The sequence below is a fragment of the Parabacteroides sp. ZJ-118 genome, from assembly GCF_011038785.1.
Classification (GTDB): Bacteria; Bacteroidota; Bacteroidia; order Bacteroidales; family Tannerellaceae; genus Parabacteroides.
Map to the genome: position 1 here is coordinate 1 of NZ_JAAKDT010000031.1, position 16,481 is coordinate 16,481.

A 16,481-nucleotide genomic window follows, 5' to 3' on the forward strand; every position below is an offset into this window, starting at 1 on the left:
CCTCAAGGCGATAGTAGGCTTTGCGTTCACCCTTGCTGTTGGTTTTATAGACTGTTCCTATGTGCATGGGACAAAGGTCGGCATTGTACCGACGACAGCCAAAAGTCTGGGGGTACTACAGAGGGGGTATGGAACCAAAATAACCTGATTTTAACACATAGACACAGCAAAAACCGCATAAAACCATCGAAATTAAAGATTGTTTAACCTTACGAAAGGTCTATTGTGGCAATGTGGGTTACGTTTAGGGTGACGCAATGACGAAGTCAGGAAATATTCATATCGCCATACTCGCCAAAGACAAAATTACAGGAATTTTTGTACTGATAGATGAATTCCGGAAAGTTTCTCATGATATTTCTGAAATGACTTATGATCAATCTTGACTGTGCTTGCTATAACCGACTGACTATCGTTTGATTGTTCTCATCGAACGTCACAAAATCATGTTGTTCCTGTTTTTCCAACTCGTAGCATTACCTCACGGCAGATTGTCCGAACTTTTGCTATAAAATCATACTCCTTGGTGCATTGCATATATGCGCAGGTGGTTATGGCGCAGCAAAAGGTCTTTGCGGCTAATGAAAAGAACAAGTTCCAATCAGGAATGAGCAAGGACAATGAATAGACTGCTGCTCCCGACAACACCCCAGCTAAGAGTGGGGAAAGTAGACAACGGTAGAACCGTATCATTCTCCGACGTAGCGTATAACGGTATAATTGTAGGTAACACTGTATGAAGTTTAGAGAGACAGCAATACAGATGCACCAAGCGGTTGCTTCGAGTGAATGGAAATAGAAAATACCTGTAAGGATGCCGATAACTCCGGTAAAAGAAGAGAAGAGACCGCAAATGAACATCCCACGTGTGCTGTTGCCGGCTTGGTAAAAGGAACCGGAAGAGGATAGTATGATTTGGATGCCAACAGTTAGTGATAAAATTTTGAATACGGGAATGGAAGAAGTCCATTGGGAACCGAAAAAAAAGAGAATTAGTTCGTCTGCACAAAGAAATAACAATGTACTGAGTGGGATACCGATAAAAGCCAAAAGGCGTACAAAGTGTTCGTGAATATGCCCCAGTCGGTTCAGATCATTCTGATAGTCACTCAGAAAAGGATGCATTACAGGAGTAATGACAAAGGTGATGTTCTGCATGGGCAACTGTATTAACCTGTAGGATTTTTCGTAATACCCCAACATGTTAATTCCCATGTATTTACCTATCAGTAGTTTGTCTAGATTACTACTGAAGTAGGTGGCCATATTAAACAGAAACTGGTAGAGTGAGTAACTCCATATTTTTCTTATGCTTTCAATGCCGAAAGTAAAGCGCAGTTTTTGCGGATGTTTTCGGAGTGAAATCCAATAAACCAGCAGACTTGACAATATGGGTTGTATGACCAACGTATGCAGTCCTGCCCCTGCCAATGCGGCACCTATCGCCAGCAGTCCGGTGGCAGTTTGTATGATGAATGAACGGAACGCTATGAATTTGAACTCTTTTTCTTTATAAAAGAGGATGTTGGGAACAAGTGTAGCAGAAGAGAAGAACAGGTTGACGGATAGTAATCGGCAAAGTGTAATAAGTTGGTCATTTTGGTAATACTTTGCTATACTTCCTGATGACAAGAAAAAGAGTCCTCCCAAAAAGATGCCCAACCATACGGTAAATGAATAAATGTTGCTTAAATCATCGGAGGTCAGTTCTTTGTTCTGGATAATGGCAGCGGAGAAACCTATGTCGGTAAAAATGTTGAAAAAATTGATAATGACCATTGCAACCGCTACTATTCCGAATTCATCGGGCGATAACAGGCGGGCAAGAATGGCGGTGACTCCTAACGAAATGAGGATGCCGGAGTATTTGGCTACCGCTGTGTAAAATGTTCCGGAGAGTATTTGTTGTTTGATACTTGCCATTTTCTTTTTATTATATTGATACCTTGCTCCTTGATGGAAGAGTTCGCTTTGTATCGAAGGGCTTTCAGTGTCTTTTGCAGGTCGCCAATCGGGTTAGAGGTCTCGTCATCTATACGGTTTTTTCTTGCATATAAGAACCGGATTTCTCTCTTGCGTACAGCGATAAGGTCAAATAGTTTGTCATACGATGGTGCAGTGATTCGCTCATTGGAGCGCTGCCCTCTTTGAAATTAATAAGGCGGTTACTCTTGCCGAAGTCCAGCAAAAGATTCTTCAAAGTCTCGATTCTTTTATGCAGTTCCTTCCCCATAACGCATAATAAATATTGCCCGATATTTCAGCGACAGCCTTAAATTGAGGTCTATCGCTCACAAAGATACGATAAATAATTCAATTCTTATCCCATTGGTTGAACTAAGATGGCAAAATATTTGTCTGCGAGGATTGGCACAATCGCTTGTCCGATACAAAGTTCAATATTGTCAGTTTCACCCGTTAAGACAGCAGATGAATATCTTCCTCCAATTCGGTATGAATCATGATACACTAAAAGACCTTGTAAGCACGCTTACAAGGTCCTCTGGATTTGTGCGGCTGAAGGGACTCGAACCCCCACGCCGTGAAGCATCAGATCCTAAGTCTGACGTGGCTACCAATTACACCACAGCCGCATTTGAACCGTGCGCAAAGGTAATTCTTTTTTGCAAACCTGCAAATATTTGTGTTGTTTTTTAGCGAATACTGTTTTAGCGACCCAAACCGTAAAAGCCATCAGTCTATGATTTTTTAATGGATTCTTAGAAATAAAGAAGATAGAGTTTCCGGAAAAAGTTTACATTTGCGAAAACTATTGTAATAATGTATGAAACGTATTTTTTTGGTCGGATATATGGGGGCGGGCAAGACTACGGTGGGAAAAGCTCTCGCCAAGCTCGCCGGAATCTCGTTCATAGATCTTGATTACTACATCGAAGGGCGTTATCATAAGTCAGTTTCCCAGATGTTCGCCGAGAGAGGGGAAGAGGCTTTCCGGAAGATAGAACGGAATATGCTTCACGAGGTCGCTGAGTTTGAGGATGTGTTGGTTTCCACGGGAGGAGGCGCTCCTTGCTTTTTCGATAACATGGAGTTCATGAACGCTTCCGGCACGACGGTCTATTTGAAGGTGTCGGTTGAGGAGCTGGCGAAGCGTCTGGAGTTGTGCAAACATACCCGTCCGGTGTTAAAAGGACGTTCCGGAGAAGAGCTGAGGGCGTTCATCGCCGAGAGCTTGGAGAAAAGGAATCCGTTTTATACGAAGGCGTCCATAACTTTTGATGCCGAGAAGATGTTAACAGAATCGGATGTACACGACATATCGGACGCGTTAATGAAAATCCTATAGCATATGGAAGCGAATGATGGCCGGCAGGCACAGGGGGCTTATATCCCGCAGGAATTATTGAAAGAGATCAGCAAGGTGAATAACCGTTTGCTTATCGGTATTCCTCGCGAACGACGCGAGGCGGAGAAACGCCTGCCGTTGACTCCGGAGGCGGTGGATATGCTGACCGATTGCGGACACCGGGTGTTGGTGGAAAGTGGCGCCGGATTAGGCATCAACTATTCCGATAATCATTTCTCGGAGGCGGGGGCGGAGATTGTCGATACGCCTGCGGAAGTTTTTCAAGCGGATCTGATTTTGAAGATATTGCCTCCGTTGCCGGTGGAAATCGCCCTTATGAGACCTCGTACGACCGTTTTCTCATTGGTGCAGTTTGGTTTGTTCGCTCAGGAGGCTTTCGAGTTGATGATGGCGAAACGGATTACCGCGATCTCGTATGAGTTGATGGCGGATGACAAGAATCGTTTCCCGGTGCTGAATGTCACTTCCGAGATCGAGGGGGCGGCTTCAATAACGATCGCTTCCGAGCTGTTGAGCAATACCCAAGGCGGTAAAGGGATCCTGTTGGGCGGTATTCCGGGCGTATCCCCTACGGAGGTGGTGATCATCGGGGCCGGAAACGCCGGGACCGTAGCCGCGCGCGCCGCGTTGGCCTTGGGAGCATCCGTGAAAGTATTCGATGATGATATCAATAAATTGCGTATGATCCAACAGGTCCTGGGACAGGGGCTTTTTACTTCCACGTTCCATCCGAACGTGCTGCGCAACGCGTTCCGTAGCGCTGACGTGGTGATTGGGGCGATGCGTTATATCAATACGAGACATCGCTATATTATCGCCACGGACTTGGTGCGTACGATGAAAAAGGGAGCTTTGGTGATCGATCTGAGGGTAAGCCAAGGCGGTTGCTTTGAGACGACCTGCTGCTTGTCGAGGGAAGATCCTGCGGTATTCGAGCAATATGGGGTATTACATTATTGTAAACCGAATATCAGCAATCGGGTGGCTCGTACCACCTCGATGGCTTACAGCAATATATTCGTACCCTTATTGTTGTCGTTGGGCGACGCCGGTTCCGTACAAGGAATGATCAAATCGGATAAGGGTTTTAGGGCGGGAGTCTATATGTATTATGGGAAGACCGTGAACAGTTATGTGTCTAACCACTTTAATCTATCATCCAACAATCTGGATCTATACCTCTCCGCTTTTTGATGTGGAAAAGTTTTGAACTCGCGAAGTTTATGCTTTACTTCGCGGACGATTTAAACGGGATGTAGACAAATACGTTAATTTATAATAATACTATGTATGGTAGAACATTCAAAAGTAACCTCGCTAGATGAGGTTGTTATTCGTTTTTCGGGCGACTCCGGTGATGGTATGCAGTTGGCGGGAAACATTTTCTCTACAATTTCCGCGACAGCGGGAAATGGAATCAGTACTTTCCCTGATTATCCGGCGGATATCCGGGCTCCGCAAGGTTCTCTTACCGGGGTGTCCGGATTCCAAGTTCATATTGGGGCCGGAAAGGTGTTTACTCCGGGCGACAAATGTGATGTGTTGGTCGCTATGAACGCTGCCGCCCTGAAGACTCAGTACAAATTCGCGAAGCCCACGGCTTGCGTCATTATCGATACGGATTGTTTCCAGAAGACAGATTTAGACAAGGCCGCGTTTAAGACAGACAACCCGATTGAGGAGATGGGAATCAAGCAAGATGTGATTGCCGCTCCGATCTCCCAAATGGTGAAAGATTGTTTGGCAGACTCCGGTATGGACAACAAGTCTATGCTGAAATGTCGTAACATGTTCGCGTTGGGATTGGTTTGTTGGTTGTTCAACCGGGACTTATCCATCGCGGAGAATTTCTTGCGCGAGAAATTCGCCAAAAAACCGGCTATAGCGGAAGCGAACATAAAAGTGGTACATGCGGGTTATGATTATGGACATAATACGCATGCCTCCGTAGATCATACGTATCGGGTGGATACCAAAGTGAAAGCTCCTGGAAAATATATGGATATCAGCGGTAACAAGGCGACTGCTTACGGCTTGATCGCCGCCGCGGAGAAGGCTGGCCTACGTTTGTTCCTCGGCTCATACCCAATCACTCCGGCTACGGACATACTGCATGAATTATCGAAGCATAAATCATTGGGCGTGGCTACGGTTCAGTGTGAGGACGAAATTTCCGGCTGTGCTACCGCTATCGGCGCTTCTTTCGCGGGAGCTTTAGCGGTTACCTCTACCTCGGGCCCCGGTGTTTGCTTGAAGTCTGAGGCCATGAACTTGGCGGTTATCACCGAGTTGCCGTTGGTCGTTGTGGATGTACAGCGCGGAGGGCCGTCGACGGGCTTACCTACCAAATCGGAACAGACGGATTTATTGCAGGCGTTGTTCGGCCGGAATGGTGAGTCTCCGATGCCGGTAGTGGCTGCCGCTTCGCCCACGCATTGCTTTGACGCGGCCTATGCGGCTTGTAAGATCGCGTTGGAACATATGACTCCGGTTGTGTTGATGACAGATGCTTTCGTGGCGAATGGCTCATCTGCTTGGCGATTGCCGGATTTGGCCGATTATCCTTCCATCAATCCTCCTTATGTGACCCCGGAGATGAAGGGACGGTACACGCCTTATCAGCGCGATCCGGAGACCGGAGTCCGTTACTGGGCCATTCCGGGGCAAGAAGGATATATGCATATTCTGGGAGGCCTGGAGAAAGATAGCGATACCGGCGCGATCTCCACGGATCCGGAGAACCATGATCTAATGTGCCGTTTACGTGCGGAGAAGGTGGCGAAGATCCCTGTACCCGATGTGGAAGTACAAGGCTGCGCGGATGACGCCGACTTGCTGATCGTCGGCTTCGGCGGTACATACGGGCACTTGTATTCCGCCATGGAGGAGATGAACCGAGCCGGAAAGAAAGTGGCCTTGGCTCACTTCACGTACTTGAACCCGCTGCCAAAGAATACAGCCGAGGTGTTGAGGAAATATAAGAAGGCCGTAGTGGCTGAGCAGAATCTGGGCCAGTTCGCCGGCTATCTTCGTATGAAAGTAGACGGATTTGTTCCTTATCAATACAATGTAGTGAAAGGTCAGCCCTTTGTTGTCAGCGAGTTGGTGGAGGCTTTCACCGGCATCTTAAATAAATAATAACCATAAAGAACGTAAAGGCAATGAGCGAATATACAGCAAAAGATTTCAAGAAAGGACAACCGCGTTGGTGTCCGGGTTGTGGCGACCATTTCTTTTTGGCCTCCCTGCACAACGCGATGGCAGAGTTGGGGGTAGCTCCGCACGATACGGCCGTTATCTCCGGTATCGGATGTTCAAGCCGTCTTCCTTATTATATGAATACATATGCCATGCAGACGATCCATGGCCGCGCGGCCGCCATATCAACCGGGTTTAAGGTGGCGAACCCGAAAATGACGGTTTGGCAGATCTCCGGCGATGGCGATGGATTGGCTATCGGCGGTAATCATTTTATCCATGCGGTGCGCCGTAATATCGATGTGAACATGATCCTCTTGAACAACCGCATCTATGGATTGACAAAAGGACAATACTCGCCTACTTCTCCGCGTGGATTCGTCAGCAAGTCCTCTCCCTATGGAACGGTTGAGGACCCATTCCATCCGGCCGAGCTTTGTTTCGGTGCCCGCGGACGTTTCTTCGCCCGTGCCGTGGCGACCGATGCCCAAGGCACGGTGGAGGTCTTGAAGGCGGCAGCCAAGCATAAGGGAGCCTCCGTCTGCGAGATCTTGCAGAACTGCGTGATCTTTAATGACGGGACGCATGAGTCTGTTTACTCGAAGGCCGGCCGCGCGAAGAACGCGATCTACTTGGAGCATGGCAAACCGATGTTGTTCGGCGAGAACAAGGAGTTCGGTTTGATGCAAGAAGGCTTTGGCCTGAAAGTGGTGAAGATCGGAGAGAATGGCATCACGGAGAAGGATCTATTGGTACATGATGCCCATTGTATGGATAATACGTTGCAATTGAAGCTAGCCTTGATGGAAGGTCCCGATTTCCCGGTTGCCTTAGGTGTGATCCGCGATGTGGAAGCGCCAACCTACAACGAGGCTGTCCATGAGCAGATCGAGGAGGTCTCCGGCAAGAAGAAATACCATAATTTCCAAGAACTGCTGATGACGAATGATATTTGGGAAGTGAAAGAGTAACCCTTTCCTCATCCGCGGCAAGAAGCCACAAGCCCGAGTGAAAAACGGGATTGTGGCTTTTTTATTTAGGATTTGTTAATTGCATGGAAAAGAGTAATCATTGCTGAAAAATTTCCTTAATAAGGTGTGCGCGATAAAAAAAAATATTACTTTTGTACGGCGGTTAACAAGGTGGCGTCGCGGCAAGTTCCGAAAGGTCGGAGAGCCTCACCGAGTCGAGCTGGAGGGAGTAGAGAGAAGAGAGAAGAGAGAGAAGTTATATAAGTCAATCATTTAAATTAAATTCAAGATGGCTAATTTAGATTTAAGCAAGTACGGAATTGTAGACGTGAAGGAAATCATGCACAATCCGTCTTATGATGTTCTGTTCGCAGAAGAAACTAAACCGGGTTTGGAAGGCTTCGAGAAGGGCCAGGTAACCGAGCTGGGTGCTGTAAACGTGATGACCGGTATTTATACGGGCCGTTCTCCTAAAGATAAGTTTTTCGTAAAGAATGAAGCCAGCGAGGATTCTGTATGGTGGACTTCGGATGAATATAAGAATGATAACAAGCCTTGCTCCGAGGCCGCTTGGGCAGACCTGAAGGCTAAGGCCGTAAAAGAATTGTCGGGCAAACGTTTGTTCGTTGTCGATACATTCTGTGGCGCTAACGAGGCTACCCGCCTGAAAGTGCGTTTCATCATGGAGGTCGCTTGGCAAGCTCATTTCGTGACAAATATGTTCATCCGTCCGACAGCCGAGGAGTTGGCCAACTACGGCGAGCCGGATTTCGTATCCTTCAACGCGGCCAAGGCCAAAGTCGAGAACTACAAGGAACTGGGCCTGAACTCTGAGACTGCCACTGTTTTCAACTTGCAGACGAAAGAGCAGGTTATCCTGAATACTTGGTACGGCGGCGAGATGAAGAAGGGTATCTTCTCGATCATGAACTACCTGAACCCGTTGCGCGGCATCGCTTCCATGCACTGCTCCGCCAACACGGATAAGGAGGGTACCAGCTCCGCCATCTTCTTCGGTTTGTCCGGTACAGGTAAGACTACCCTGTCTACGGATCCGAAGCGTCTGTTGATCGGTGACGATGAGCACGGATGGGATAACGAGGGCGTCTTCAACTACGAGGGGGGTTGCTACGCGAAGGTTATCAACCTGGATAAAGAGAGCGAGCCGGATATCTACAACGCGATCAAACGCGACGCCCTTCTTGAGAACGTAACCGTTGCCGCCGATGGCAAGATCGATTTCGCGGATAAGTCCGTTACGGAGAACACGCGTGTCTCTTATCCGATCTATCACATCGAGAACATCGTCAAGCCGGTTTCCAAAGGCCCGCACGCGAAACAAGTTATCTTCTTGTCTGCCGACGCGTTCGGTGTATTGCCCCCGGTATCGATCTTGACTCCGGAGCAAACGCAATACTACTTCTTGTCCGGATTTACCGCTAAGTTGGCGGGTACGGAGCGCGGCATCACGGAGCCGACCCCTACGTTCTCCGCTTGCTTCGGCGCCGCTTTCTTGTCATTGCACCCGACAAAATACGGCGAAGAGCTGGTTAAGAAGATGGAAATGACCGGCGCTAAGGCTTACTTGGTGAACACCGGTTGGAACGGTACCGGCAAACGTATCTCCATCAAGGATACGAGAGGTATCATCGACGCGATCCTTGACGGCTCTATCAACGAGGCTCCGACAAAGAAGATCCCCTATTTCGACTTCGAGGTACCGACCGCCTTGCCGGGCGTAGATCCGGCGATCCTGGATCCTCGCGACACCTATGCCGACGCCGCCCAATGGGATGAGAAGGCGAAGGATCTGGCTGCCCGTTTCATCAAGAACTTCGCTAAGTTCACGGGTAACGAAGCCGGTAAGGCATTGGTCGCCGCAGGCCCTCAGTTATAATCGCTTAAAAGATCCCGGCCCGGGAAGGCCGGGACTTGAAACTTGCTCCATGGTGAAGCGCGGAATCATTGGTTCCGCGCTTTTTTTAGGACAATTGCGTTAATTTTATTATAAATGTAAAGTAGTTTTAAAAAAATATGCCTACCTTTCGCCTGAATTATCTGTTAGTAGGAAGCGCTTAAAGAGAGAGTAATGGTAAAAAAACTGACACTTATCATTGGTTTTATAATTTGTCTGTCGTCTTGTGGCAAGGATTATGTCTACCGGATCGAGGGGGAGCTCTCCAATCTGGAGGACCAGACCGTATATGCCGTATTTGAGAAAGAGAATTACAAGGTGGTCGATACGGTGGTCTGCACGAAACCCGGACAGTTCCGGATCGACCAGAAGGAGGCGGGGTTCCATTGCGTGACGCTCTTTTTCGAGGGTAAAGCGCGTTGGGTCACGGCTTACCTGGAATCGGAGGGGACCGTGAGGATCGCGGGCGACGCGAACGCTCCGTCGCTGCTGCAGGTAAAGGGGGGGCGGATCAATGATAAGCTGACCGCCTTCAAGAAAAAACTCGCCCCGTTACTGACGGAATTGACAAGGTTGTCGGACGCCTTGAACAGCAAGGACCTGAACGATACGATCAAGGAGACCGAGATCACCGCCCGCCTGGCGAATGTCAACAGGCAACTGGGCGAGGAGGCGGTCCGGTACGTGAAGGAGAACCCGGATGAGGAGGCTTCCGCCGTCTTGATCCAATCGTTCTTCTCCGATCCCGATGATACCCGCAAGATCGACGAGTTGCTGGCGCTGTTGAACCCGCGGCTGAAGGACTTCTACCTGGTAAAGGAGCTGGAGCAGTACAGCGCCCGCGCGAAGCGTACGGCCTTGGGGGCGGAGGCTCCCGGTTTCTCCGTGAGGAATATCTACGGGAATACGGTCGGCCTGGATTCTTTCCCGCGGAAATATCTGCTGCTGGCGTTTACCGCGCCCTGGTGCGATATGTGCCAGACGGAGGATCTGTACCTGGACAAGGTGGCGATGAAATATCCGAAAGAGCGGCTGGATATCCTCCTGGTCAGCCTGGACGACGATCCGGACAACGTACGGGAGGTGCTGGAGAAGGACAGCATAGCCTGGAATCTCGTGACAGACTCGGCCGGGCAGGCGACCCTGCTGGTCGATTTGTATAACGTGAGCGCGCTGCCGCGCTGCTTCTTGATAGACGAGGAGCATAAGATCCTGATGAAGACCGAGAATGGCGTCGAGGTCAAGCGGACGTTGGAGAGCTTGCTCGACGACTGAGCGATCGGGAACAAGATGAGGGGGGCGGTGCTCCTTCCCCCCCGGCTTTAATGTGTAATCAGTAACTCAAAATGCTTGACTATGTTGGTAAAATCCTATGCCGCCGCCGTGCAGGGCATCTCCGCCACGGTGGTCACCGTGGAGGTGAACTGCTCCAAGGGCATCCAATTCTTCTTAGTCGGCCTTCCGGACGTAGCCGTGCGGGAGAGCCACGAACGCATCATCTCGGCCTTGCAGGTCTGCGGGTATAAGTTCCCCCGCAATCGAATCGTCATCAACATGGCCCCCGCGGACATCCGCAAGGAGGGCGCCTCGTACGACCTCCCCCTGGCGGTCGGCATATTGGCGGCGGCGGGGCAGATCGACCCCTCCGCCCTGCCCGGGCTCCTGATGATGGGAGAGCTCTCCATGGACGGGACGCTCCAGCCCATCAAGGGCGCCTTGCCGATCGCCATCAAGGCCCGCGAGGCGGGCTTCAGGGGATTCATCCTGCCGCGGCAGAACGCCCGCGAGGCGGCGGTCGTGAGCGGCCTGGAGGTCTACGGCGCCTCCACCCTCAAGGAGGTGCTGGAGTTCGTGGATGGGAAGCGCGCCCTGCCGCCCACGGTGATCGACACCCGCGAGCTGTTCCAGGAGCGGCAGCGGCTCTTCGACCACGATTTCTCCGACGTGCGGGGACAGGAGAACGTAAAGCGGGCGATGGAGGTCGCCGCCGCCGGCGGGCACAACCTGATCATGGTAGGCCCCCCGGGAAGCGGCAAGTCCATGCTGGCGAAACGCCTCCCGACGATCTTGCCGCCATTCACCTTGCAAGAATCCCTGGAGACGACCAAGATCCACTCGGTGGCCGGCAAGATAAGCGGAGGAGCCTCCCTGATGGCGCGGCGCCCCTTCCGCTCGCCGCACCACACGATCTCGAACGTGGCGATGGTGGGAGGCGGCACCTTCCCGCAACCCGGGGAGATCAGCCTGGCGCACAACGGGGTCCTCTTCCTGGACGAGCTCCCCGAGTTCAACAGGAGCGTGCTCGAGGTGATGCGCCAGCCCCTGGAGGATCGCCAGATCCACATCTCCCGCGCCCGCTTCTCGGTGGAGTATCCCGCGGGCTTCATGCTGGTGGCCTCCATGAACCCCTGCCCGTGCGGCTACTACAACCACCCGGACCGTCCCTGCCTCTGCCCGCCCGGCGCCGTCCGGAAATACATGAACCGCGTCTCCGGCCCGTTGCTCGACCGGATCGATATCCAGGTAGAGATCGTCCCGGTCCCCTTCGAGAAGATATCCGGGCGGCAGCCCTCCGAGCCGAGCGCGGCCATCCGCGAGCGCGTGGTCAAGGCCCGCGCGATCCAGCAGGAGCGCTTCGCCGCCCACGACGGCATCCATTGCAACGCCCAGATGAGCGCCCGGCTGCTCCGCCAGTACGCCGTCCCCGACGCCTCCGGCCTCTCCATCCTCGAGACCGCCATGCGGCGCCTCTGCCTCTCCGCCCGCGCTTACGACCGTATCCTGAAAGTCGCCCGCACGATAGCCGACCTGGAGGCCTCCGAGCGCGTCGAGGTACGCCACCTGGCCGAGGCGATCCAGTACAGGAGCCTGGACCGGGAGAATTGGGGGGCGTGAGCGGCGGACGGCCGCTGCCATCCGGGAATAATTTCGTATATTCGCGAAAACCCGTTCCGACCCCTCGAGATCCATTTCCCGCGAGCGGGAAATGACTTTCGAGGGCTCGAGATGCCTTCCCGGGACAAGAAAACGCGTTTCGCGGCCTCGAGATCCACCTCCCCGGACGGGGAAACGGCTCTCGACCCCTCGAAATCCGCCCTTGGAGACCGGGAGGGGCCTCCCGACCCCTCGAACGGGTAAAAAAACCAGTAATAACCTTTTAAAAAAAAACTGATTATGGGTACATTCACTTTGATTCCCCCGATGTCGTTGGGGAACTTGAACAAGGCCGAGAAACTGAGCCTGTTGAAACGCTTCATGAAACTGATGCCGGCCGGCCCCGCCGATTCCGGCTCGCCGGACGAGCTCTCGGCGCAGGACGATGACGGAGTGCCCGCGCTCAACATCTCCGCCGACCAGGTGACGCGCATGAACGCCATCATCGACGGGCTGACCGAGCTGACGATGCAAGCCTCCTCCTCGGAGGAGACCCCGGAGATGCAGCAAGTGGAGGCCGACCGCGACACGACGGGCAACTACATCGTCCGCCGCGTGCTCGATTACCCCAAGCTGCCCCTGGCCGCCGAGCGTACCGCCGCCCAGCGGATGGAACCCGCCTTGCGCGGTTACCGCGACTTCGCCAACCTGCCCACGGCGCAGGAGACGGAAGTGATCAACGGCCTGCTCACCGACCTGGCCAAGCCCGAGTTCGCCGACTCGGTGGCCACCCTCCAGCTGGCGCCATACATCGCCGAGCTGCGACGGCTCAACGACCGCTACGCCGAGCTGACCGCCCAGCGCGACAAGTCGAGATCGGAACGCGCCGACAGCGCGACCTCCAAGGAGCTGACCGCCGAGGCGCAAGACCTGCTGGACGACATGTGCGCCCTGGCCAACGCCTCCAGCCTGTTGCAACCCTCGGAAGAGGCGCGCGTGTTCGTACGCGACGCGACGCACCTCTTCGCCCAGGTACGGACCGCCTACAAGCAACGCTCCAAGGGCACGCCCCCTGCCGCCCCCGGCACGCCGGAGCCCGGCGAGGGAGAGGAGCCCGCGTCTCCCGACGAGATCGCCGCGGCGATCGCCGCCCCGTCCGAGTAGCCGACGGACATCCGGGCACGGGGGGGGAGGGACCTCCTCCCCCCGTGCCCAAAAGCAGATGCTCCCGGCCCCGGCACGGATAAACGCGCGTAAAGCCCCCCTTCCTTCCGCGCGGAGTGACCCGCCGAATCGAATTATTCCGTATCTTTGTCCCAAAATCCGACATACTTATGCGATCGAAAGAAGAATACATAGAATTATTACGGAGCTATTTCTTGAGCAAGGCCAAGGCTTATGGAGTAGTTCGTATGGCTTTGTTTGGATCGGTGGCCCGTGATGAGCAAACAGATTCCAGTGATATCGACATCGCCTACGAGGGAAAGGCGGATATCCTCTTACGCTGCCGGATGAAGCAGGAGCTAGAGGCCTTGCTCGGCTGTAAGGTCGATATCATCCGTCTTCGCGAGCAGCTTGCCGGTACGGATTTCTTACGTAATATCTCAAAAGATCTGCTATACGTTTGAGTTTTCTCGCGTCCAGACTTTATTGAGCCGGATAGAAGGCGCGGTGCTTTTGATCCAGGATAAGGCATCTCAAGTCAAAAAGCCCGATGATTTTCTATTGGACCAGGAAGGTACCTTCCTTTTGGGGGGTATTTGCATGCAACTGATCTTTATCGGCGAGAGTGTCAAGACGATAGATCGTAAAACCTCCCATCGTTATTTGACGAACTATCCTGACATACCTTGGGGGCAGATCATGGGGCTACGTGATATTATTGCCCATGAATACCATCGTATCGATGAGGAAGAGATATTTAATATAATCAAAGTAGAGTTATCCCCTCTTTTATCGACCGTCCGGCGGATGAGACGGGAGTTGCCGGACTATATGCCTGAATGATATTCCATCCGTTTTCGCCGAATCGAATTATTCCGTACCTTCCCGCCGAAGAAAAAACAGATTCTTTGTCCTGCCGGTGTAGGATTCCCACGGTTTTTACCTAAATTTGCCCCCCGAAAAGAGAACATAAGGTATGGAAAAACATTTTAAGAGAACGCTGATTACTACGGCGTTGCCGTACGCGAACGGGCCGGTGCATATCGGACACCTGGCCGGGGTGTACGTGCCTGCGGATATTTACGCCCGTTACCTTCGGCTGAAAGGAGAGGAAGTGTTGATGATTGGCGGCTCGGACGAGCATGGGGTACCCATCACGCTGAGAGCGAAGAAGGAGGGAGTCGCGCCGCAAGACGTGGTGGATCGCTACCACGGTATCATCAAGCGATCGTTCGAGGAGTTCGGCATCACGTTTGACATCTATTCCCGTACCACCTCCGCCACGCATCACCGGATGGCCTCCGATTTTTTCCGCGCGCTGTATGATAAAGGCGAGTTCGTCGAGAAAACAAGCGAGCAATACTACGATGAGGAGGCGAGGCAATTCCTGGCCGACCGCTACATCACGGGCACCTGCCCGCATTGCGGGAACGAGAAGGCCTACGGCGACCAGTGCGAGGCCTGCGGCACCTCCCTCAGCCCGACGGACCTGAGAAACCCGAAATCCGCCATCAGCGGCAGCGAGCCGGTGATGCGCGAGACGAAGCACTGGTACCTGCCCCTGGACAAGTGGGAACCCTTCCTGCGCGAATGGATCCTGGAGGGTCATAAGGAATGGAAGCCGAACGTATACGGGCAGTGCAAGAGCTGGCTGGATATGGGGCTGCAGCCCCGCGCGGTGAGCCGCGACCTGGATTGGGGCATCCCCGTCCCCGTGGAAGGGGCCGAGGGAAAGGTGCTGTATGTCTGGTTCGACGCTCCGATCGGGTATATCTCCAACACGAAGGAGCTGCTGCCGGACAGCTGGGAGAGGTGGTGGAAGGACCCGGAGACCAAGATGGTCCACTTCATCGGCAAGGATAACATCGTGTTCCATTGCATCGTGTTCCCCGCCATGCTGAGAGCGGAAGGCTCCTACAACCTGCCGGAGAACGTCCCCGCCAACGAGTTCCTCAACCTGGAGGGCGACAAGATCTCCACCTCCCGCAACTGGGCGGTCTGGCTGAACGAGTACCTGGTGGACATGCCGGGCAAGCAAGACGTGCTGCGCTACGTCTTGACGGCCAACGCGCCGGAGACGAAGGACAATGACTTCACCTGGAAAGACTTCCAGGCGCGCAACAACAACGAGCTGGTCGCTATCCTGGGAAACTTCGTGAACCGCGCGTTGGTCCTCACGGATAAGTATTTCGGGGGCAAGGTGCCGGCGGCCGGCGAGTTGACGGACCCTGACCGGCAGACCCTGAAGGAACTCGCGGAGGTGAAAGCGAACGTGGAACGCCTGCTGGATACCTACCACTTCCGCGACGCGCAGAAAGAGGCGATGAACCTGGCCCGCGTCGGGAACAAGTACCTCGCCGACGCCGAACCCTGGAAGCTGGCGAAGACGGACATGCCCCGCGTCGCCACCATCCTGAACATCGCCCTGCAGATCACGGCCAATCTGGCGATCGCCTTCGAGCCCTTCCTGCCCTTCAGCATGGAGAAGCTGAACAAGATGCTGAATGTGGAGCCGTTGGGATGGAACCGCCTGGGCGCCGCGGACCTGTTGGAGGCCGGCCATCCGTTGGGCAAGGCCGAGCTGCTGTTCGAGAAGATCGAGGACAGCGTGATCGAGGCCCAGGTGCGGAAACTACTGGATACGAAGCGGGCGAACGAGGAGGCGAGCCACAAGGCGAACCCGATCCGCGGGCAGATCGAGTTCGACGATTTCACGAGGCTGGACATCCGCGTGGGTACGATCCTGGAATGCGCGAAGGTGCCGAAGGCGGACAAGCTGCTCCAGTTCCGTATCGACGATGGCCTGGAGAAACGCACGATCGTATCGGGCATCGCCCAGCATTACAAGCCCGAGGAGCTGGTGGGCAGGCAGGTATGCTTCGTCGCCAACCTGGCCCCCCGCAAGCTGAAAGGCATCGTCTCCGAGGGCATGATCCTCTCCGCCGAGAATTTCGACGGGAAGCTGGCGGTCATCACCCCGGAGAGGGAGGTGAAACCGGGTAGCGAGGTGAAATAACGAGGCAAACGCAAT

Annotated in this window: 13 protein-coding genes and 1 tRNA gene; 11 read left to right on the forward strand and 3 right to left on the reverse strand. The window is 53.3% G+C overall.

Annotated features, from left to right (window positions below):
* Positions 1-444: 444 nt before the first annotated feature.
* From G7Y39_RS09360 to G7Y39_RS09370, 3 genes are all read right to left on the reverse strand, one after another.
* Positions 445-1,923: a lipopolysaccharide biosynthesis protein gene (locus G7Y39_RS09360; protein WP_165157201.1), complete on the reverse strand. Its 1,479-nt coding sequence runs from the start codon at positions 1,921-1,923 to the stop codon at positions 445-447.
* 109 nt (positions 1,924-2,032) lie between these two features.
* Positions 2,033-2,233 carry a hypothetical protein gene (locus G7Y39_RS09365; RefSeq protein WP_165157203.1) on the reverse strand — a complete coding sequence of 67 codons (201 nt, stop codon included), beginning with the start codon at positions 2,231-2,233 and terminating at the stop codon, positions 2,033-2,035.
* Between the two features lie 279 nt (positions 2,234-2,512).
* A tRNA-Leu gene (locus G7Y39_RS09370) sits at positions 2,513-2,594 on the reverse strand.
* A gap of 191 nt (positions 2,595-2,785) precedes the next feature.
* Here G7Y39_RS09370 and G7Y39_RS09375 point away from each other — a divergent pair.
* The 11 genes from G7Y39_RS09375 (at position 2,786) to metG (ending at position 16,466) form a co-directional block, all read left to right on the forward strand.
* Positions 2,786-3,307: a shikimate kinase gene (locus G7Y39_RS09375; protein ID WP_165157205.1), complete on the forward strand. Its 522-nt coding sequence runs from the start codon at positions 2,786-2,788 to the stop codon at positions 3,305-3,307.
* A 3-nt stretch (positions 3,308-3,310) separates the two neighbouring features.
* Positions 3,311-4,522: an alanine dehydrogenase gene (locus G7Y39_RS09380; RefSeq protein WP_165157207.1), complete on the forward strand. Its 1,212-nt coding sequence runs from the start codon at positions 3,311-3,313 to the stop codon at positions 4,520-4,522.
* A 96-nt stretch (positions 4,523-4,618) separates the two neighbouring features.
* On the forward strand, positions 4,619-6,466 hold the full coding sequence (locus G7Y39_RS09385; RefSeq protein WP_165157209.1) for a 2-oxoacid:acceptor oxidoreductase subunit alpha: 1,848 nt from the start codon (positions 4,619-4,621) through the stop codon (positions 6,464-6,466).
* 23 nt (positions 6,467-6,489) lie between these two features.
* Positions 6,490-7,497: a 2-oxoacid:ferredoxin oxidoreductase subunit beta gene (locus tag G7Y39_RS09390; protein WP_165157211.1), complete on the forward strand. Its 1,008-nt coding sequence runs from the start codon at positions 6,490-6,492 to the stop codon at positions 7,495-7,497.
* 289 nt (positions 7,498-7,786) lie between these two features.
* Positions 7,787-9,394, forward strand: a complete 1,608-nt coding sequence (pckA, locus tag G7Y39_RS09395; RefSeq protein WP_165157213.1) for a phosphoenolpyruvate carboxykinase (ATP) — start codon at positions 7,787-7,789, stop codon at positions 9,392-9,394.
* 192 nt (positions 9,395-9,586) lie between these two features.
* Positions 9,587-10,687 (forward strand): TlpA disulfide reductase family protein, encoded by a 1,101-nt coding sequence (locus G7Y39_RS09400; protein WP_165157214.1) that lies wholly within the window; start codon positions 9,587-9,589, stop codon positions 10,685-10,687.
* Positions 10,688-10,768: 81 nt separating this feature from the next.
* A complete protein-coding gene (locus G7Y39_RS09405; protein ID WP_165157216.1) occupies positions 10,769-12,307 on the forward strand; it encodes a YifB family Mg chelatase-like AAA ATPase in 1,539 nt (512 codons plus the stop codon).
* 279 nt (positions 12,308-12,586) lie between these two features.
* Positions 12,587-13,450 (forward strand): DUF6261 family protein, encoded by an 864-nt coding sequence (locus G7Y39_RS09410; protein ID WP_165157218.1) that lies wholly within the window; start codon positions 12,587-12,589, stop codon positions 13,448-13,450.
* Between the two features lie 170 nt (positions 13,451-13,620).
* Positions 13,621-13,914: a nucleotidyltransferase family protein gene (locus tag G7Y39_RS09415; protein WP_165157220.1), complete on the forward strand. Its 294-nt coding sequence runs from the start codon at positions 13,621-13,623 to the stop codon at positions 13,912-13,914.
* 43 nt (positions 13,915-13,957) lie between these two features.
* Positions 13,958-14,293, forward strand: a complete 336-nt coding sequence (locus tag G7Y39_RS09420; protein WP_241159995.1) for a DUF86 domain-containing protein — start codon at positions 13,958-13,960, stop codon at positions 14,291-14,293.
* Positions 14,294-14,426: 133 nt separating this feature from the next.
* Positions 14,427-16,466, forward strand: a complete 2,040-nt coding sequence (gene metG, locus G7Y39_RS09425; protein ID WP_165157222.1) for a methionine--tRNA ligase — start codon at positions 14,427-14,429, stop codon at positions 16,464-16,466.
* The last annotated feature ends 15 nt before the right edge of the window (positions 16,467-16,481 follow it).

Coding starts and splice junctions, on each gene's coding strand:
- metG (WP_165157222.1), top strand. CDS start 14,427: ATGGAAAAACATTTTAAGAGAACGCTGATTACTACGGCGTTGCCGTAC.
- G7Y39_RS09365 (WP_165157203.1), bottom strand. CDS start 2,233: ATGGGGAAGGAACTGCATAAAAGAATCGAGACTTTGAAGAATCTTTTG.
- pckA (WP_165157213.1), top strand. CDS start 7,787: ATGGCTAATTTAGATTTAAGCAAGTACGGAATTGTAGACGTGAAGGAA.
- G7Y39_RS09390 (WP_165157211.1), top strand. CDS start 6,490: ATGAGCGAATATACAGCAAAAGATTTCAAGAAAGGACAACCGCGTTGG.
- G7Y39_RS09405 (WP_165157216.1), top strand. CDS start 10,769: ATGTTGGTAAAATCCTATGCCGCCGCCGTGCAGGGCATCTCCGCCACG.
- G7Y39_RS09385 (WP_165157209.1), top strand. CDS start 4,619: ATGGTAGAACATTCAAAAGTAACCTCGCTAGATGAGGTTGTTATTCGT.
- G7Y39_RS09380 (WP_165157207.1), top strand. CDS start 3,311: ATGGAAGCGAATGATGGCCGGCAGGCACAGGGGGCTTATATCCCGCAG.
- G7Y39_RS09400 (WP_165157214.1), top strand. CDS start 9,587: ATGGTAAAAAAACTGACACTTATCATTGGTTTTATAATTTGTCTGTCG.
- G7Y39_RS09360 (WP_165157201.1), bottom strand. CDS start 1,923: ATGGCAAGTATCAAACAACAAATACTCTCCGGAACATTTTACACAGCG.
- G7Y39_RS09415 (WP_165157220.1), top strand. CDS start 13,621: ATGCGATCGAAAGAAGAATACATAGAATTATTACGGAGCTATTTCTTG.
- G7Y39_RS09410 (WP_165157218.1), top strand. CDS start 12,587: ATGGGTACATTCACTTTGATTCCCCCGATGTCGTTGGGGAACTTGAAC.
- G7Y39_RS09375 (WP_165157205.1), top strand. CDS start 2,786: ATGAAACGTATTTTTTTGGTCGGATATATGGGGGCGGGCAAGACTACG.